The sequence below is a fragment of the Kitasatospora sp. NPDC015120 genome (assembly GCF_043080305.1).
Taxonomy (GTDB): Bacteria; Actinomycetota; Actinomycetes; order Streptomycetales; family Streptomycetaceae; genus Kitasatospora.
The window spans coordinates 1839-20749 of the sequence record NZ_JBIBVJ010000033.1 but is presented as its reverse complement, the minus strand read 5'-3'; the positions used below and the strand labels follow the sequence as shown (position 1 = coordinate 20749).

Below are 18911 nucleotides of genomic sequence, written 5' to 3'. Positions count from 1 at the left end.
GCGTCACTGCGCCAGGCGCTCGCGCAGCTCGGCGAGGATCGACGCCGCCTCCTCCATGCCGTGCGCCCGGCAGCGCTCGACGGCGACGGTGAGCCGCTCCCGGGCCGCCGCGACGCGGCCCAGGTCGGTGCCCTCGATCAGCGCGGCCAGCCGCACGGCCTCGGCCCGCGGCGTCTCGGCCTGCTCGCCGCCCTCCTCGTAACCGGCGATCGCCCGCTCGGCCTCGGCCAGCGCCTCCTCGTAGCGGGCGCCCACCGCGTACACCCGGGCCCGCTCGTAGTGGACGGCGGCGCGCGGGTACCAGGTCTCGGCCCCGGGCTCCTCGCGCTCCAGCCGCTCGCGCACGGCGTCCGCCTCCGCCAGCCGGGCGAGCGCCGGCTCCACGCCGTCCGGGCCGTCCTTCTGCGCGGTCATCCGGGCGAACTGCCGCAGCATCGCGGAGACCGGGCCCGGCTGCGGCCACTGCTCGTGGGCGGCCAGCGCCCGGGCGCGGGCGGCGTGCGCGGCCTCCCAGCGGTCGGCGTGGACCAGCGCCACGGCCGCCTCCGACGCGACCATGGTGCGCAGGTGGAGGTCCTCGGTCCAGCCCTCCAGGACGGCGGCGAGCCGCAGGTACTCCTCGGCGGCGTCGCGGTCCTCGTCCAGCGCGAACAGGCCGCGCGCCAGGTCCAGCCGGGCCTGGGCGAGCAGCCGCTCGTCCAGGGCGCCGGCCGCCGGAGCCGCCGGATCCGCAGCCGCCGGTGCCGCCGCCGCGCCGGCCAGCACCGACTCCAGCACGGCCACCGCGTCGGCGGTCCGGTCGGCCCCGGTCAGCAGGTCGGCGAGCTGGAGCCTGGTCCGGGCCGCGTCCTCGACGGCCTCCGGGCCCATGCGGTCGAACCGGGAGGCCGCCTCGGAGAGCGCCCGGATCGCGCCGCCGGTGTCCCCGAGGTGGGCACTGGCGTGCCCGACCATCAGGTAGGTGGCGGCGAACGGGTACGACTCGTCGGCCCAGCGGGCGGCCGCCGCCAGGGCGCGGTGCAGCACCTCGACGGCCTCGGCCCGCTCGCCGTCCTGCAGCAGCGCCTGCCCCAGCAGGCCGTACGCCCGCGGGGTGTGCCAGGGCTGCCCGCCCTGCTCCAACTCGGCGATGACGACCCGCAGTTCCGCCGCGGCCTCGACGGTCCGGCCCTGCCGGGCGGCGGCGTCCGCGGCGTACTGGCGGGCCACGGCCAGCCGCCGCACGGAGCCGCGCGCGGCGGCTGCCTCACGGTAGGCGGTGACGGTGGCGGCGAAGCGCGCGGCCCGCTCGGCGGGCGGCGGCTGCGGCGGCTCGGGCAGCGCCCGGACCAGCTGCTGGTGGGCGGCGTAGGCGCGGCACTGGAGGACGATCAGGTAGTCGTCGTCCGAGATGCCCGGCGCGCCGCCGGCGGCCCCGGCGGCCGCCAGCTGCTCGGCGCGGGCCAGCGCGGCGTCCAGGGCCGGCCAGTCGACGGCCGGACCGGCGCCCCCGTCCTCGCCCTCCCCCTCACCCTCGTCGTCCCGGACGAGTTCGGCGACCAGCGCCCTGGTCCGGGCCGCCAGCGCCCGGCCGGGCAGCCCGTCGCGCTTGAACAGCCCGCCGGCGACGAGCAGTTGGGCGGCTCCCTCCTCCCAGTCGCCGCGGTCGAGCGCCTCGTGCGCCCGCCGCTCGGCGAGCTCGGCACGCAGCTGCCCGAGCGACCCGGCCGCCGCGTCGAGCAGCCCCTGCGGCCCGCCCTCCGTGTCCTCGACCGAGCCCCCGGCGGCGGTGAAGCGCTCGTCGATCACCTTCCAGAGCCGGTCCGCGTCCGGGTGGCCGACCAGCCGCAGCTCACGGGCGCGCAGCACCAGCGCGGTGAAGTCCTCCGGCTCCGGCTCCACCTCCCGGGCCGGAACCGCCGGGACGACCGGGACGGCCGCCAGCTCCGGCGCGGCCGCGGCCCGCACGCCGAGCGCGAGCGGCTCGGCCAGCAGCGGACGGCCGGCCAGCCGCTCGCGCCGGCGGGTGCTCACCGCGTCGGTGCCGTTGCGGGCGTCGAAGCGGGCGGCCAGCGCGTCCGCCTCCCCGCGCACGTGCGCGAGCAGGGTGTCCACGGTCCAGCTCGCACCGGGCGGGCCGCTGACGGCCAGCTCGCCGTGCCCGGCCCGGGCGAGGGCGGCGATCAGCACCTCGACGCAGGTCAGGAAGTCCAGCCGGCTGACCGGGTCGCCGGTGACGCCGAACAGGTCACGGTTCTCGGCGAGCAGCTCCAGGCCGCGCGGCTCGTTGCCGGACAGCGCGCAGAACTCGATGTGCAGGCCGACCGAACGGGCCAGCCCGCTCTTGCCCCGCGCGAAGCGGTAGCCGACCAGGTGGCTGGAACGGGCTTCGTCCAGCCGACCCTGGCGCAGCAGCGGCAGCAGCGCCTGGGCGTGGCTGACGTAGGGCTCCTCCGCACAGGTGGCCTCGCCGTCGAGCACCGGCCGCCAGACGTCCAGGGCCGTCGCGTCGTCGCCCTGGCGCAGGTGGTGGACGGCGCGGGCGCGGATCTCGCAGGCGTGGCAGTCACTCAGCTCGGTGCGCGGCCGGCCGGCCCACAGCTCGTAGGCGTCCTGGACGTCCTCGCCGATGTGCGAGGCGAGGTGGAAGCGCTGGGCGTAGTACGGCTGGAGGCCGTGCCCGGCGGCGCGGTAGCGGCTGCGCATCTCCTCGTGCCAGCGGCGGATCGCGGCCAGCGGCACGTCGGGGGTGCCCATCAGCGAGGTGGAGACCCACTTGAAGCGCCAGAACACCTGCTGCTGCGCCCATTCGCCGAAGCCGTCCGGGTCCTTGTCCCAGAGCTTGAGGACGCGGGCGAAGACGACCGGGGACTTGCTCCGCTCGCCGTCGTACTCGTAGGCCTCCATCAGTTCGAGCAGGGCCATGGCGCGGACCGCGGTGTCGTCGAACTGCTCGGCGGCGTCGACGAGTTCCTCGGCGGTGACGGTCCGCTGCCGCCCGTAGGGGCGGGCGTCGTTCTCGCGCAGCGCGGTCATCACCGCGTCGATGCTGCTCAGCATCACGCCTCCTTCGAACCGGAACCGGCGGCGCCGCCGTTGCCGCCGGACGCCGCCTCGTGCCCGAGCATCGCGTGGTCGAGCAGGCTGATGAACGAGCGGTTGAGCAGCGCGCTCTCGCTGGAGGTGAGCGGCCGGCGGGTGAGCAGCACGGCCTGCCCGTAGAGCGTCTCCACCGCGGTGACGGCGAGTTCGCGGTCGCCGATCGAGGCCGCCCGCCGGACCAGCGGGTTGAGGTGGTTGAGGACGAGCTGCGCGCGGGGCACCTCGGCGCGCAGCGAGCCGAGGATGTCGGCCCACAGCCCGTCGGCCTCGTCGGCGAGTTGGGCGCGGGTGCGCTCGTGCCGGGCCTCCCGGTTGTCGAGCAGCAGGGCGGGCGCGCTGGTCGGGTGGAAGCTGCGCAGGGCGACGTCGCAGTCGAAGCGGCCGACCACCTCGCGGGCGGTGGCGAGGAAGGCCGAGGCGGCGAGTTCGGCGGCCGGGTCGACGGTGTCGAGGTGGGCGGTGACGGTGCTCGGGTCGAGGTCCGCGACCGACGCGCCGGGGCGGATCTCGGGCAGCCGGTGCACGAGGTCGCGGTCGTAGGTGTAGCCGCCGTTGACGACGCCGAGCCCGGCGGCGCCGGCGATCGGGGCGACCTGGCGGAACTCCTCGACGGTCCGGGTGACCAGCACCACCGGGTGGGTGCGGGCGAACTCGTCCAGGGTGACATTGCCGTCGGTGGTCTCGAACGGCAGCCAGGGCAGCAGCATCCGCAGCAACTCGTCGTCGTAGCGAGCGAGTTGCTTGACGGCGAGGTGGTGCACCGAGAGGAACCGGTGGAGCAGCGCCGGGTCGCTGGCGGACAGGCCGGTGAGCCAGTCCCGGATCCGGGCGCCGAGCGCGTCGCGGACGGCGGCGAGCGTCTCGTCGGCGTACAGGCCCTCGCGGCTGGCGGTGGGCCGCAGGCCGTCGGTGTCGACCACGCAGCGGACGAAGAACGCCCAGTCGGGCAGGAGTTCGTCGGCGTGGTCGGAGAGCAGCATGCCCTTGAGGTGCACCCGGTGACCGGCCCGGCGCGACGGCGGCACGGCCTCGGGCAGCACGTAGGCCACGCCACGCAGGCCGACCAGCGGCAGGTCCAGCTCGATGGTGTCGAGCGGGGTGAAGTCGAAGGTGGAGCGGCAGTACGCGGCCAGCGCCTCGCGGCGGGCCAGCGGGGAGCCGTGCTGCGCGGCCCACGGCGGCGTCCGGTTGACGAGGGTGGCGTCGCCGCGGCCGTCGACCACGGTGACCTCGTGGCGCAGCAGGCTGCCGAAGTCCCGGGCGAGGCTCAGCACGCGGTCGGCGCGGGTCCACTCGGCGGCGTCGGAGCGCGGCGCGAGGCGCACGGTGGTGCCGGGCTCGGGCTTGGCGTCGGCGGGCAGGGTGCGGATGGTGTAGCGGCCGTCGGAGCTGCCGCGCCACTCGATGACGGGGGCGTCGGGGGTGGCGGCGGAGCGGGTGACGACGGTGATCTCGTCGGCGACCACGAAGCAGGCGAGCAGGCCGATGCCGAACTGGCCGATGAAGTCGCCGCGGGCGCGGGCGAGCCCGGCGCCGTCGATCCGGCCGTCGGCGTCCCGCTTGGAGCTGCGGCCGATAGTGGCGAGGAAGGTGTGGACGTCCTGCTCGGTCAGGCCGATGCCGGTGTCGGTGACCGTGAGGTCGCCGTCGGCGCGGACGGTGATGGCGGCCGGCGCGGCCGGGTCGAGGGCCTGCCGGGCGGAGATCGCGTCGACCGCGTTCTGCAGCAGTTCGCGCAGGTAGACCCGGGGGCTGGAGTAGAGGTGGTGGGAGAGCAGGTCGACCAGGCCGCGCAGGTCGACCTGGAAGGTGTGCGCGCTCGTCGGGTTCTCGGATGGGGACACCGGTGGCTCTTTCGATCGCAAGGGGTGGGTCGGGCTTCGGGGGCCGAGGGGCGGGCCGGGGGGACCGCTCAGCGCGGGGCGCAGCGGTCGCGGTGGGCCTGGAAGTTCCCGGCCTCGTCGCCGCCCAGGTAGTACCAGGGCCATTCGGTGGCGACGTCGTCGAGGGTGGCGAACACGGCGTGGGCCAGCTCGCGCTCGTCGGCGAGCGAGAGGACCATCGCGAAGGTGTTGTGGGTGGAGCGCCAGTCGCGCCGGCGCCGGTAGGCCGGGTGCAGCACGGAGCGCAGGGCCGCCTCGCGCAGCGAGGAGCGCACGGCCGGGCCGGTCAGGTAGGCGTGGTCCTCGCCGTCCGGCAGGTCGAGCCAGTGCTCCAGGTGGGCGATGGCGACCAGCTCGCCGAGCGGGCTGCCCTCCGGTGCGCCGAGCATCGCGGTGCGGGCGAAGGCGTGCATCTGCTCGTGGGAGCCGCCCCACTTGGCGCAGAGCTGCTGCAGGCGCTGCTGGTGGGAGCCGAGGTGCTCCGGGTCGCGGCGCAGCGCGGCCTCGAAACGGGTGGTGGCGACGGTGCGGCCGAGCGAGGCGCCGCGCGCGCCGATCTGGAGGAAGAACCAGGGGGCGAGCCAGCCGGGCTCGCGCTCGGCCACCTCCAGCAGCTGTTCCTCGGCGGTCTCCAGCCGCTCGCCGAACAGCCGCCACTGGTCCTCGGTGACGTGCTTGGCGCGGGCGCCGGTGCGGGCCTCCCAGGCCCAGGAGATCTGCCGGGCGCCGGAGAGCAGCAGCGCGAGGGTGTCCTCGGGCCGCTCCGCGACGGCCTTGGCGAGCCACTCCTCGGTGCCCTCGACGTCGGAGATCCGGTTCAGCAGCCAGGTCAGCTCGGCCTGGTCGGGGACGGCGGCGAGGGCGGGGCGCAGCGCGGCCCAGTCGCCGGCGTCGGCGAGGGCGCGCAGCCGGCGCAGTTCCTCGTCGCCGTGCGAGAGGTCCAGCACGGGGGGCAGCGAACGCGGCGGCCTCCGCCCGGCCAGGCGGCGGAAGATGGACATGGTGCGGCCCCCCTGAGACCTCGTCGACCGGCACGGCCGTCGGCATCGTTCGTATGGCCTCGCAACGGCCAATCGGATGATGCACTGCATATCACGTGCCACTGACGTCCCGTTGACCAGCCCTCTTCCGGGAGGCCCGCCGGGGGGTGCCGCGCGGCGGACCGGGCCCGCCGGGGGGTGCCGCGACGCGGCGGACCCGGCCCCGCCGCCGTTCGGCCGGGCCGGGTCCTCGCCGTGCGGCGCCCGGGGTCAGACCCGGTCGGCCGCGATCAGCAGGTACTGGAAGGAGCCGTCCTTGTAGGAGTTGATGAACGCCTCCTCGATGCCGGTCACCAGGGACGGCACGGTGGCCCGCAGCTCCCAGTAGGGAAGGGTGGCGGCGGTCAGGTCGACGACGGCGTTCGGGACGAGGCGGTTGTCGGCCATCGCGCGCAGGTACTCGCGGCGGGAGTGGATGTTGCACTCGAAGTGGGCGTTGATCTGCGAGACCCACTTCGACGGCTGGCCGTAGATCGGGTTCCAGCAGCCGGTGATGGTCACGTAGCGGCCGCCGACCGACAGGATCCGGGAATGCTCGGCGAACAGGTCGTGCAGGTCCACGTACATGCTGGACTCGTTGTTCCAGGAGGCCCGGACGGTGCCGTTGCCGAACGGCATGTCGAGCATGTTGCAGACCTGGGCGTGCACCGAGTCGTCGATGCCGAGCTCCTTGGCCCGCCGGTTGCCGAACTCGGCCTGCTTGGCCGACAGGGTCACGCCCTCGACCTTGCAGCCGAAGCGCTGGTGGGCCATCACCATGGAGCCGCCGCGGCCGCAGCCCGCGTCGACCAGGGTGTGCTCGGGGCGGATGTCGCCGAGGCTGTCGAGCAGGACGTCGGTCTGCGCGGACTCCAGCCGGTGCAGCTCGGCGACGAGCTTCTTCTCGCGCTCGCTGTCCTCCGGGTCGCCGAGCGCCGACAGGTCAACCTCGCCGATGCCGTAGTGGTGGTGGTACAGGCCGTCCACGTCGCCGAGGCGCAGGTTCACCGGCCGGGCCTCGTGGTCCCAGTAGCGGGCGATGTCCCCCTGGTAGGGAGTGGCCGGTCCGGGGACGGCGGTGCGGTTCACGGGGGTGGTGTCGGTGACGGACACGGTTCAGCTCCTTGGTTACCAGAAATCGGGCAGGCTGTAGCGGTAGGTGTTGGTGCGGTGCCAGTAGTGGTTGCCGTCGACCCAGGCGGCGACCCCGCGCAGGAAGCGCACCACCACCGGGACGGGCGTGGCGGCGGCCAGCGCCGCGGCCTCCGCCTCGAAGGCGTGCATCAGTTCGTTGTGCACCTCGACGGCCTTCAGGTAGCCCTCGCGGTCGTCGACGCCCTCGCGCTCGGAGATCACCACCGGCAGGTTGAGGTGCCGGCCCGGGCTCGCCAGCTCCTTGGTGTACGAGTACAGGTCGTTGACGATGGTGGTGGCGTTGGAGGCGAGCGCGATGACCCGCTGCATGGCCGGGCGGGCGTGCAGGTCGGCGGGCAGCTCGTAGCCGCCGACGGTGTCGGTGATGGTCGGGCACGGGCGGAAGTTGTTGAACTGCCGCATGGCCAGGTACTCCCACACCTCCGGGACGTGGTGGTCGTCCTGGTCCCAGGCGGCCTCGGCGAGGTACCCGAGGTGCAGGCGCGCCATGTCGTGCCGGAAGCGGTCCGCCTGGGAGGCGGTGGCGGCCCGGACGAAGTGCTCCATCGCCGAGCGGTACGCCCGCCGGGGGGCGTCCGAGGCCAGCGACTCCTGCCAGCCGCCGTGGTACTCCGCGGTGGTGTGCAGCGGGTCCAGGGCGGTGTGGGCGAGCAGCAGCCGGCTGCCGAGGCCGACCGGCGAGCCGCCGAGGTCCTCGCAGTAGCAGTCGTCGACGGCGTTCTCGGCGACCATCAGCCGGGTGGCGAGCATGACGTGGTCGACGCTCGGCGCGTCCGGGTGGCAGGCGACCATGTAGCGGCTCACCGAGAAGCCGTCGAACTCGTCCTCCCAGTCCGGCGGGTAGAGCTCGATCTCGTCGGCCCACAGCTTGATGCGGCGGTTCACCTCCGCCACCCGCTCCGCGTCCGGCTCGGGCACGGGGTGGAAATACAGGCCGGGCACGGGGTCGCCGGAGGCCGGCTTGCCCGAGGGCGCTGCGGCCTCCGCCGCCCCGGCCTGACGGGGCGCCAGGTGCAAGCCCGCCGTGCCGATCCCGCTCGGCCCGCGGAGGAGCTGCTCCAGGGCCGTCCCGCTCATGACCGCACCGCCGCGCGCCGGCCGGGGTGCGGGTGCTGCGGGGACGCCTGCGGTGTCTCGACGCTCGTGGCCACGGGCATGGGAGAACCTTCCTCTGCGAAGGGGGGCACGACATGACGGGCCGTCGGCCGTCGCCTCCGTCCCGGAAGAGGGGGCATCTCCGCTCCTCACGGGCGGCCCCGTCTCGCTGCTGCCCAACCGTAGGCGGGGCGGAACGATCTGGACCGCTTCGCATGATCCTGTGCACTCGAAAGGGTGAACGTTCACATCAGTCGCGTTTGAAATGGCGCATCTGATGATCGGTTCGGACCGCCGGGCACGACGAAGCGGCCCCGCCGGAGCCGCCGGGCCGCTCGTCACGGCTCGTTCCGGTACCGACGGGCCGCCGCACCGCCCGGAAGGCCAGCGCCGGCGCGTGGTCGGCGCACTCCGGGCCGGGGTTGCCGCCGGTGGCCGCCACCGCCCTCGACGCCACCCTTCCCACCCGCTACCGCACCGCCCCGGAGGGCCTGCCCGCCTCCCCCGGCTCCGGCCCGCCGCCGCTCAGCGGTGCTCGGGGTTCTCGAAGTCGAAGCGGCACCCCGCGTCCCACTCGGAGCGCTGGTTCCCGTACGCCGGGATCCCGCCCGCGTCCTTGAGGATCCGGGCCAGGTGGAGCAGGTTCCAGGTCATGAACGTCGTGTTGCGGTTGGTGAAGTCGTTCTGCGGCCCGCCCGACCCGGCGTCCAGGTACGACGGCCCCGGCCCCGCCTCCCCCACCCACCCGGCGTCCGCCTGCGGCGGGACGGTGTAGCCGAGGTGCTGGAGGCTGTAGAGCACGTTCATCGCGCAGTGCTTGGCGCCGTCCTCGTTGCCGGTGATCAGACAGCCGCCGACGCGGCCGTAGTAGGCGTACTGGCCCTGGGAGTTGAGGATGGAGGAGCAGGCGTAGAGGCGCTCGACGACCTTCTTCATCACGGAGGAGTTGTCACCCAGCCAGACCGGGCCGGCCAGCACCAGGACGTCGGCGGCCATCACCCGGCTGTAGAGGACGGGCCACTCGTCCGTCTCCCAGCCGTGCTCGGTCATGTCGGGCCAGACGCCGGTGGCGAGGTCGTGGTCCACCGCGCGGACCACCTCGACCCGCACGCCCTGGCGCTCCATGATCCCGGTACTGACGTCGATCAGGCCCTGGGTGTGGCTCCGCTCGGGCGACCGCTTGAGCGTGCAGTTGATCACCAGGGCACTCAGATCGGCGTACCCGGCGGGGGGCGAGGTGGACATCGTCGGCCTTTCGCAGCTCGGCTCGTCACCCACCAGTCCACCCCGGCCCCGCTCACCTCCGCCCGCCGGACTCCGCCAAGCGGAGTCGCCTCACTCCTCCCCCGGAGGCTCCGGCGGCGCCAGCACCGGCGTGACCAGCATCCGCCCCGCCAGCGCGGTGCTCGCGGTGACCGCGGCGAGGGTGGAGTCGTACATCGGCCGGATGTTGCGCTGGTGCCAGAGCGTCTGGGTGCTCGCCCAGGCGGCGTCCCGGGCGCGGGCGGTCGAGAAGCTGGCGACGATGTGCTTCAACGGCTCGGCCTCCCGGGTGGGGACCGTGGCGATCTGCGCCTCGAAGGACGCCCGCAGCCCGGCCTCCACCTGCGCGAGCAACTCGTTCACCTTGAGGTAGTCGGTGTGCACCGGCGGCATGTCGGGCGTGGTCCGCCGCTCGATGCAGGTCCCGACGACGGCGAGCGCCAGGTCGTGGTTGAGGTGCGCGTTCATCCCGGCGAAGGCGAACTGGACCGGCCACACCCTGCGGTGGCCGCGCGCCTCGAACAGCGGCCGCCACGCCTCGTTCACCGGCCGTCCCGCCTCGTCCGCCTCCACCGCGTCGAAGTACAGGCCGGCGAACACCACGCCGAGCCGCTCGACGAACGCCCGGTCCTGGAAGTACCCGGCGGTGAGCCGCTTCCCGGCCAGCTCGGTCACCCCGAGGTACATCCGGTTGAAGCAGGCGACCCCGTCCCGCGGGTCCAGCCGCGCCTCGATCTCCCGCATCCGCTCGATGACCTCGTCGACGCTCTGCGCGGGTTTGGCGGCTGGCCGGGTCATGGGGCTGGTCCTTCCGTCGGTGTGCTCCGGCTGCCAGCTATACCGACCCACCGCCGACGTGTCCGGCGGACCGGCGGACACACCGTCACCCGTCACCCGTTCCGGTGACGGCCGGCACCGGGGCCCGGGCCGCCGGCGGCGGCGTCCGACGCGCCCTCGAACGTCCCGACGGTGCGGACCCGTGGCCCGGCCGCCACTGACGAAGGTTCGTATCCGTCCTCTATGATCCCGCCGGACCGGCGGCGCGATCTCACCGCCGGGCCGGCGTTCCGGTGACCGCACCGGACGAGACATCGGAAGAGAGACTCGGTGACCTTCACCCCACGTGCCCGCCGCGCGCTCGGCGTCGCGGCCTCGGCACTCACCCTGGCCCTGATACCCGCGGGGCCGGGAGGCGCCACGCCCGCCCCGGCGACCGCCGCCGACGGGCCGGCGCCCGCGGAGCTGACCGCCACCCGCCCCTTCGACGACACCTTCCGGCTCAGCCCCTCGCTCAACACCGCCCCGTTCCACGGGCTCAACACCGACCTCGCCACCCGGCAGTCGCCGCCGGACGGGGAACGGACGGTCTCCTACACCCGGGTCTCCGGCCGCTGGTGGACCGCCGAGCCGCAGGACCCGTCGTTCGTCCAGGTCAGCGCGCCGGGCCGGCCCGACCGCCTGCAGTTCGGCCAGGGCATCTCGGCCGTGATGCTCGGCGCGCCGGCCGTGGCGGACGAGAGCGGCCGGTACACCGTCTCGACGGTCGTCGACCCCTCGGTGGGCGACACCACCAGCCAGGACTGGGCCTCGATCGTGCTCAGCCGCAGCCACCGCAGCGCCGGCTACGTGACCAACGCCGACGTCGACCTCGGGCTCACCGTGAAGTCGGACGGCAAGCTCGCCCTCTACCACGGCGGCGGAGGCGAGAGCGCGTTCTGGTCCGGCCAGGTCACACCGGCCGACTCCTACGCCGTCTCCCTCACGGTCTCCACCGGCGCGGACCGCACGGTCACGCTGAAGGTCAACGGCACCACGCTGACCGCCACCGCCCCGGCGACGGTCACCCGCTGGCCGAGCAGCGCCTTCCTCTACCTGGGCGCCTACCTCGCCTCCAGCAGCACCACGGTGACCACCTTCGGCGACGGCGCCGGGCACGGCCTGTCGGTCAGCCGGATCGACACCTCCGCCGGCGCGAGCGCCCGGCCGCTCGTCGACACCTTCGACGACGCCCCCTCCGGCACCGCCGACTTCGGCCTGAACCAGGACCTGAGCGCCCGCCAGCCGAGCCTGCTCACCTCGAACTACGCCGCCGAGTCCGGGATCAACGGGCTGGTCACCGACCCCGTCCCGGGCGCGGTGCAGGTCAACTCCCCCGCCCACCCGAACGTCCTCTCCTTCCCCCGGGGGACCGCCGCGGTGCGCCTCACCAAGCCGGCCACCGCGGCCCTCCCCGACCCGGCGAAGGGGGAGACCAACGGCCGCTACACCGTGCGCGCCGAGCTGACGCCCGTCGTCGGCAGCACCACCGGCACCGACTGGGCCTCGCTCGCCGTCAGCCGGGCGAGCAACGGCACCGGCGCGATCGACGCACCCGACGTCGCACTCGGCCTGCGCGTCCGGGCGGACGGCGGGCTCGCGCTCTACCAGGGCGGCACCGCCACCCCGCTCCCGGCCGTGCCGGCCGCCCCTTCGTACGCCGTCTCCCTGACGCTGGCGGCCGGAACGGACAGGCGGGCCACCGTGACCGTCAACGGGACCACCGTCTTCTCCGGCGCCACCACCGCCGAGCTGCCCCGTGACGGCTACGTCGTGCTGGGCGCGCACCCGTCCGCGCCCGGCCGCGTCGCCACCGTGGACGACCTGCGCGTGTCCATGCTCGGCGGCCTCGGCTACTACGGGTACTACGCGACCGTGGACCCCACCGACGGCCCCCACCCCGACTTCACGCCCAAGGTCGCGGGCTGGACCAACTTCAACGGCTACTCGCGCGACGCGGACAACCTCTCGCTCGGCTTCCTGGACAACTGCGGGCCGGCCTCCTGCGCCCTCGGCGTCAACCCCGAGGTGGTCGATCCGGGCGTGGAGCACAGGCTCGTCGCCAAGAGCGCCGCCGACATCAAGACCAACCTCGCCGGCCTGAAGGAGCGGATCGGCGGCAACCTCGACAAGATCGGCGCCGTCTACCTCACCGACGAGGCCTACTACCGCGGGCTGACCGCCGACCAGATCCGGGTGCAGGCCGAGCTGGTGCGGGCGGCCTTCCCCGGCAAGCTGCTCATCTTCGACTACGCCTCGGGCGACCTCTCGCCGGTCCAGGGGGTCAACCCGGCCCCCGCGCTCGCCGACATCGTCGGCTCCAACCGGTACTGCCAGGGCCGCGGGACGGTCCAGGGCCTGGTGGAGAAGATCCGCTCCAAGCTCGCCTCGCCCGACCAGCACCTCATGCTCTTCCCGGAGACCTTCCGGTCCGACGAATGCGGGAGCAGCAGCGACGCGCAGATCGCCGCGTTCAACGGCGAGTACGGGGCCGTCGCGGCCCAGGACCCGCGGATCGTCTACCTGCACCCCTTCCGCTGGATGACGAACACCGCCGCCGACCTGCCGCAGACCGTCGCCCGCCAGCAGGCCGCCGGCACGGCGATCGTCCACGCCACCCCCACCCGCCGGCCCTCCTCGGCCGGCGTGTACCGGGCGGCCGACCAGAGCGTCACCCAGCTCTCCCACAACGGCGTCACCATCGCCCGGGCCACCCTCGGCGCTCCCGGTGACGTCCCGCTGACCGGCCACTGGAACGGGCCCGGCGTCGACACCCTCGGCTACTACCGCCCGAGCACCGCCGAGTTCTTCCTGCCCGGCCCGGACGGCACGATCGGTGCCCCGGTGCGGTACGGCAACTACGGTGACGTCCCCGTCGTCGGGGACTGGAGCGGGCGCGGGCGCACCACGATCGGCGTCTACCGGCCGAGCGAGGCGACCTTCTACCTCAGCGACGACAACGCCGTCTTCAGGTACCGGATCATGCTCGGCAACCCCGGCTGGAAGCCCCTGGCCGGCGACTGGGACGGCAACGGCACCACCACCGTGGCCGTCTACGACCCGCAGACGCGGGTCTTCCACCTGAACGACTCCAACGAGGCCGAGAGCATCGTGGACCTCACGTACGGCAACACCGGCGACATCCCGGTCAAGGGCGACTGGGACGGCACCGGCCGGGACGCCATCGGCGTCTTCCGCCCCTCCGACCGGACCTTCTCCGGCGCGGCCGTCGGCAGCAACCTGACCGTCTACCGGGCGGCGGTCGACGCCGGCGAGACCCCGCTGGTCGGCAGCTGGGGCTGACCCACCCCCGCGAACGACGGAGGGCCCCGGGCCGGGGAGCAGCGCGCTCCCCGGCCCGGGGCCCGTTCGTTCCCGGCTACGGCTCCGGCTACGGCTACGGCTTCGTGGCGACGGAGACGTAGTCGACCCGCATCGGGTGCCCGGGCTCGGTGGCCGGCGTGACGGCGCCGCCGAACGCGGCGGGCAGGTTGCCGCCGACGGCGACGTTGAGGATCAGGAACAGGCCGTGGTTCACGGCCCGGTCCCACGTCGCGCGGTCCATCTGCGCGGCGGTCACCCGGTGGTGCTCGCGCCCGTCCAGGTACCAGCGGACCTGCTCGGCACCCGGTGCGAGGTCGACCTCGACCGCGTACCGGTGGAAGCCGGTGCGGCACTCGGCGCCGCAGGGCTGGTCACCGGAGCCCAGACCGCGCGGCTCCTGGCAGGGGCCGCCGTCGAGGACGCCGCAGTGCATCGTGCCGAACACCGCGTCCCGGCCGTTGACCTGCTCCATGACGTCCAGCTCGCCGATGGCGGGCCAGCCGGTGTAGCCGTTGCGCAGCTCACCGCCGAGGGTCCAGAACGCGGGCCAGTAGCCGGCGGCGGCGGGGCCGGTGACGTCGGGCAGGGCGATCCCGGCCTCGATCCTCAGCACGCCGCCGGGCGGCGGGGCGAAGTCGGCGCGACGGGACTCGATCCGCCCGGACGACCACTGCCCGGCGGCGTCCCGGGTGGGCACGATCTCCAGCGCGCCCCGGCCGTCGAGCCGGACGTTCCCGGTCGAGTCGGTCATGGTCTCGATCTCGCCCGTCCCCCACTGCGCGGCCGGGCAGCCCGGGTAGCACGTACCCAGGTCGTACTGCCAGTGTGCGGCGGACGGACGGCTGCCGGCCGGGCCGTCGAAGTCGTCGCGCAGCAGCTGCGTCCAGCCGTCCGCGGTGAGCGTCGGCGCACCGGCGGCGGCGGCCTTGGGCGGCAGGGCGCCGGACTCCGTCAACAGCCGCTCCAGGCGCGGCGTGAGCACGACGGCGGCGACGTTGGTGAGGTGCGCGTCGTCGCGGTAGAGCAGGATCCGCTCCAGCACCGCCGGGCAACTGCGGCCGCTGCCCGGGCAGATGACGTCGTTCACCGACACGGTGCGCACCCCCGGCACCCGGCCGGCCGCGATCTCCTCGGCGAGCGGGTCCGCCCACAGCGCCTTGTCGCGCGGGAACTCGCAGGCCGCCGGGTCGTCGGTGTGGCCGGACACGCAGGCCGGCACGTCCGTCCCGGGGACCGGGGTGTCGCGCAGGTGGACGATCGGGACGCCCAGCTCGCGCAGCGGAGTGAGGGTCTTCTCCCATCCCTGGAGCAGCAGTTCACGGTCGTCGGTGTAGCGGTTGAGGGTGGAGACGACGATCAGCCGGGGCTTCGGCCCCTCCTTGAGCCGGGTCAGCGCGTTCGCCCGCCAGGTGTCGCACTCGCGGTAGGTGCGGCCCAACTGCGGGTTGACCACCGAGATCTCCGGCAGCGGGCAGCCCTGCTTGACCAACTCCTCCAGCTCCCAGCGCCGTTCGGCGGCGAGTGCGAGCAGCGCGGAGAACCACTGCCCGGCGTGCGAGTCGCCGAGCAGCACGATCCGGTCCGGGCTGCCGACCACGCCGAAGCGGCAGTCGGGGCTGGTGGTGGCGGTCGGGGCGACCTCGCACTCGCCGTCCGGCGGGAAGTCCTGGCGGGCCTGGACGGCGTCCGGCACCACCGCCGCCCCCTTGGCCGGAGTGGCGGTGCGCACCAGCAGCGAGGTGCCGTCGGCCGAGCCGGGCGGCAGGCCCTGGAGGTCGACGGGAGCGGCCGGGCCCAGCAGGCGCAGCGTGCCGGAGCCGACGACCAGCGCCAGCACCACCGGGATGACCACCGAGGCGAGGCCCAACGACAGGCCTCGGCGCGGGAGTTCGGAGACGGTACGGCTGTGCCGCAGCGGCTGTTCCACCCAGCGCATCACGGCGGCGGCGGGCAGCGCGGCGGCGGCGGTGAGCGCGACCTTCACCGGCCAGTCCAGCGGGCCGAACCTCGCGCCGGCCAGGACGAGCACCGGCCAGTGCCACAGGTACAGGTTGTAGGAGAGCCGGCCGATCGCGCGCGGCACGCGCAGGCCCAGCACCCGGCCCACCCCGGGCCCGGGCGCCACGGCGCCGTCCCGCCCGGGGGTGCCCGCCAGGATGACGGCGGCCGTGCCCAGCGTCGGGACGAGCGCCGCCCAGCCCGGGTACGGGGTGGAGCTGTCGTACGCCAGTACGCATCCCACGATCGCCGCCGCTCCGCCCCAGCCGGCCAGCACGCGCAGCATCCGCGGCGCGCCCAGCAGGTGCCAGGGCAGCAGGGCGAGCAGCGCGCCGACCCCGAACTGCCAGACCCGGGAGGGCGTTCCGAGGTAGGCGAGCGAGACGGAGTCCTGCGTCCAGCGCAGCGACAGCGCGAAGGAGGCGGCGGTCAGCACGGCGGCGAGCGCGACCGCGACCGGCCGCACCGCCCGTCCGCGCCCGTCCGCACGGCCGCCCCGCACCACCCGCAGCACCAGGTAGACGGTGAGCGCCAGCAGCGGGCCCCAGACCAGGTAGAACTGCTCCTCGACGGCCAGCGACCAGAAGTGCAGCAGCGGGCTCTCGTCGCGCCCGGCGGCCAGGTAGTCGGTCTGCTGGGCCACGAAGCGCCAGTTGCCGACGGAGAACGCCGCCGCCAGCACGTCGTACTCCAGGTCGGCGCGCCGCAGCGGTACGGTCAGCCAGGCGCCGAACAGCGCCACCGCGCCGAGCACGACCGCCGCCGAGGGCAGCAGCCGGCGGGCCCGGCGGGAGAAGAACTCACCGAGCCGGATCCGGCCGGTGGTGGTGGCCTCGCGCAGCAGCAGGCCGGTGATCAGGTAGCCGGAGACGACGAGGAAGACGTCCACCCCGACGAACCCGCCGGCCAGGCCGGGGACGGCGGCGTGGAACGCCAGGACCGCGAGCACGGCGAGCGCGCGCAGGCCCTCGATGTCGGGGCGGAAGCCGGCCGGACGGGGCGCCGGGCCCGGGGCATCGGAACCCCGGGAGGCGGCGCGGTCCCGTTGGCCGGGAATGGTGAAGGCGGTCGGCCGCAGCTCGGGGACGGGCGACGGTGACGACGGCAGTGGTGTCGGTGGCGGTGTCGGTATCGGTGACGGTATCGGGGAAGACGGCATGGAAGGCGACGACCTTTCAACCCAGCCAGGGCAGCATCGGGCGGACCCAACCGGAGGCGAGCAGGGCGGTGAGCACGAGCGTGGCGGTGGCGGCCAGTCCCTCGGGCCACCGCCGGGGCAGCATGCCGGTCCGGGGCGCCTTCGGCCCGGCGGCAGCGGCATCGGCGCGGGCGGCGCCGCGGACCTCGCCGAGGAGGTCGCGGACCAGCGGCAGGCCGATCTGCGCCTGCACCGCGAGGTAGAGCCCGAGGCCCCAGTTCGGCGCCCAGCCGTACCGGGCGACGGCCAGGGCGAGGCCGAGGGCGCCGGCGCCGAGCGAGGCGCAGAGCCAGGCCAGCGACAGCAGCACCACCTTGCGGGCCATCCCGCCGGAGCCGGCCTTCCTGCGTGCGGCGGGGGCGTCCCCGCCGGCCGCACCGGCCGCACCGGTCGGCACCCAGGCGGCGCTGCGCCCGCGCAGCGTGTGCCAGAACGCGACCCCGGCGGCGACGCTCATCAGCACGTTGGAGCGGATCACCTCGATCCGCCAGCGGGTCCGGCTGACCCTGGGCAGCAGCACGTGCCAGAGCCAGAGCGGCGCGAGCATCGGCAGCACGTGCCAGGGCCGGATCTGGTCGGGGTAGAAGAACATCATCACCAGCGGCGGCAGCGGCGCGACGAAGATGTTCACGGCGGCGGCCAGGTAGCCGACGATCCCCTCGTAGAAGCAGAGGCGCATCCGCCAGGGCGCGCCGATCCGCTTGAGCTCGGGCGAGCCGAGCAGGTGCAGGTTGCCCATCGCCCAGCGGTACTGCTGGTTGACGTACGAGGCGAGGTTGTCCGGCGAGGTGCCCTTGGCGACCAGCACCGGGACGTACAGCGTGCGGTAGCCCCTGGCGTACAGGCCGAGGCCGGTGAAGAGGTCCTCGCTGTGGTCGAGCCGGGCGAACCCGCCGGCCTCGTCGATCGCGGCCCGCCGGTAGACGGCGTTGCTGCCGCAGCAGATGGCGGCGTCGCTGGCGTCGCGGGAGGGCTGGATCCAGCGGAAGAACCACTCCTGCGCGGCACCGGCGGCGCGCTCGATCCAGCTCATCGTCTCGTCGGTGTCGAAGCACTGCGGGCTCTGCACGATGCCGATCCGCGGGTCCGCGAAGTACGGGACGAGGTGGCGCAGGAAGTCCGGGCGGGGCGCGAAGTCGGCGTCGAGGATCGCGATCAGCTCGGCACTGCTCAGGGTGAGCGCGTGGTTGAGGTTGCCGGCCTTCTTGAGGTGCCCGCGGTCGGGCCGCACGACGTACCGGTAGCCGTGCGCGGCCGCCAGCGCGGCGACCTCGGACCGGTCGGCGTCGTCGAGCACCCAGACCGTCAGCGCGCCGGGCCAGTCCACCCCGGCGACCGCCCGGTAGGCGTTCTCCAGGACGTCCAGCGGCTCCCCGCAGGTCGGCAGGTACAGGTCGACGGTCGGCAGTTCCTCCGGCGCCCACGCGTGCACCAGCACCTCGTGGGACTGCCGGGTGAGCCGCCGCTGCCGCAGGCTGTTGACGGACGACAGCGCCAGCGCGACGACGTTGAGCCCGAGCACGGCCAGGAAGACCCAGAGCGCCGGCGTCCGCAGGGCGAACGTCAGCATCGTCCCGGCGGTGAACACGAACGCCGCCGAACTGGCGACGAGCACCCACCTGCGCTGCGGCCCGAAGTACCAGTACAACTCCTGGTCGTCCGGCGGTTGCGGCAGATGGGCAAGAGGATCGGAAGGAGAAGAGGAAGAGGAAGAGGACAAAGCGGAAACAGGACGTACCTGTTGGACGGTCATATGGCCCCCACAGCCGTGTTTCTGACAGCTCCACGGGTCACAGTACCGCATTGGTATAGACCATTAACCCACTCATCCGGGACCCGGACGCCACCTCCGCGCCACCTCCCCCGCCCCTGCGAAGCAGCAGGTCAAGCGGACGTGAACACTCCTCCAACAACCTGCCCGCGAGGCCCCCGCCGGGCCGGCCGAACGGGCAGCAGAACGCCAGTGGGGGGGGGCCCCGCGGGGGGGGGGGGGCCCCCCCCCCCGGGGGGGGGGGGGGGGGGCCCCCCCCCCCGCCCGGGGGGGGGGGGGGGGGGCCCCCCCCCCCCGGGGGGCCCCCC

General features: G+C 74.4%; 10 protein-coding genes. 1 reads left to right on the top strand and 9 read right to left on the bottom strand.

Annotated elements, in window-relative coordinates; all coding sequences use genetic code 11:
- Nucleotides 1–3: 3 nt before the first annotated feature.
- The 7 genes from ACF1AK_RS35025 to ACF1AK_RS34995 form a co-directional block, all read right to left on the bottom strand.
- Nucleotides 4–3039 (bottom strand): hypothetical protein, encoded by a 3036-nt coding sequence (locus ACF1AK_RS35025; protein ID WP_391502873.1) that lies wholly within the window; start codon nt 3037–3039, stop codon nt 4–6.
- A complete protein-coding gene (locus ACF1AK_RS35020) occupies nt 3039–4925 on the bottom strand; it encodes an HSP90 family protein (protein ID WP_391502872.1) in 1887 nt (628 codons plus the stop codon). The genes ACF1AK_RS35025 and ACF1AK_RS35020 overlap by 1 nt, the downstream gene beginning before the upstream one ends.
- Before the next feature lie 68 nt (nt 4926–4993).
- Nucleotides 4994–5965 carry a hypothetical protein gene (locus tag ACF1AK_RS35015; protein ID WP_391502871.1) on the bottom strand — a complete coding sequence of 324 codons (972 nt, stop codon included), beginning with the start codon at nt 5963–5965 and terminating at the stop codon, nt 4994–4996.
- A gap of 249 nt (nt 5966–6214) precedes the next feature.
- Nucleotides 6215–7096 carry a geranyl diphosphate 2-C-methyltransferase gene (locus tag ACF1AK_RS35010; RefSeq protein ID WP_391502870.1) on the bottom strand — a complete coding sequence of 294 codons (882 nt, stop codon included), beginning with the start codon at nt 7094–7096 and terminating at the stop codon, nt 6215–6217.
- 15 nt (nt 7097–7111) lie between these two features.
- Nucleotides 7112–8515, bottom strand: a complete 1404-nt coding sequence (locus tag ACF1AK_RS35005; protein WP_391502904.1) for a family 2 encapsulin nanocompartment cargo protein terpene cyclase — start codon at nt 8513–8515, stop codon at nt 7112–7114.
- Nucleotides 8516–8758: 243 nt separating this feature from the next.
- A complete protein-coding gene (locus ACF1AK_RS35000) occupies nt 8759–9478 on the bottom strand; it encodes a flavodoxin family protein (RefSeq protein WP_391502869.1) in 720 nt (239 codons plus the stop codon).
- 90 nt (nt 9479–9568) lie between these two features.
- Entirely contained in the window at nt 9569–10294 is a 726-nt protein-coding gene (locus ACF1AK_RS34995) for a DUF5995 family protein (protein WP_391502868.1), read from the bottom strand.
- Nucleotides 10295–10603: 309 nt separating this feature from the next.
- On the opposite strand from ACF1AK_RS34995, the gene ACF1AK_RS34990 reads away from it, so the two are divergent.
- Nucleotides 10604–13615 (top strand): hypothetical protein, encoded by a 3012-nt coding sequence (locus ACF1AK_RS34990; RefSeq protein WP_391502867.1) that lies wholly within the window; start codon nt 10604–10606, stop codon nt 13613–13615.
- 94 nt (nt 13616–13709) lie between these two features.
- On the opposite strand, the gene ACF1AK_RS34985 is transcribed toward ACF1AK_RS34990, so the two are convergent.
- The gene (locus ACF1AK_RS34985; protein ID WP_391502866.1) at nt 13710–16793 is read right to left on the bottom strand and encodes an SGNH hydrolase domain-containing protein; all 3084 of its coding nucleotides are present in this window, start codon (nt 16791–16793) and stop codon (nt 13710–13712) included.
- Between the two features lie 16 nt (nt 16794–16809).
- Nucleotides 16810–18507 (bottom strand): glycosyltransferase family 2 protein, encoded by a 1698-nt coding sequence (locus ACF1AK_RS34980; RefSeq protein ID WP_391502903.1) that lies wholly within the window; start codon nt 18505–18507, stop codon nt 16810–16812.
- Between the last annotated feature and the right edge of the window lie 404 nt (nt 18508–18911).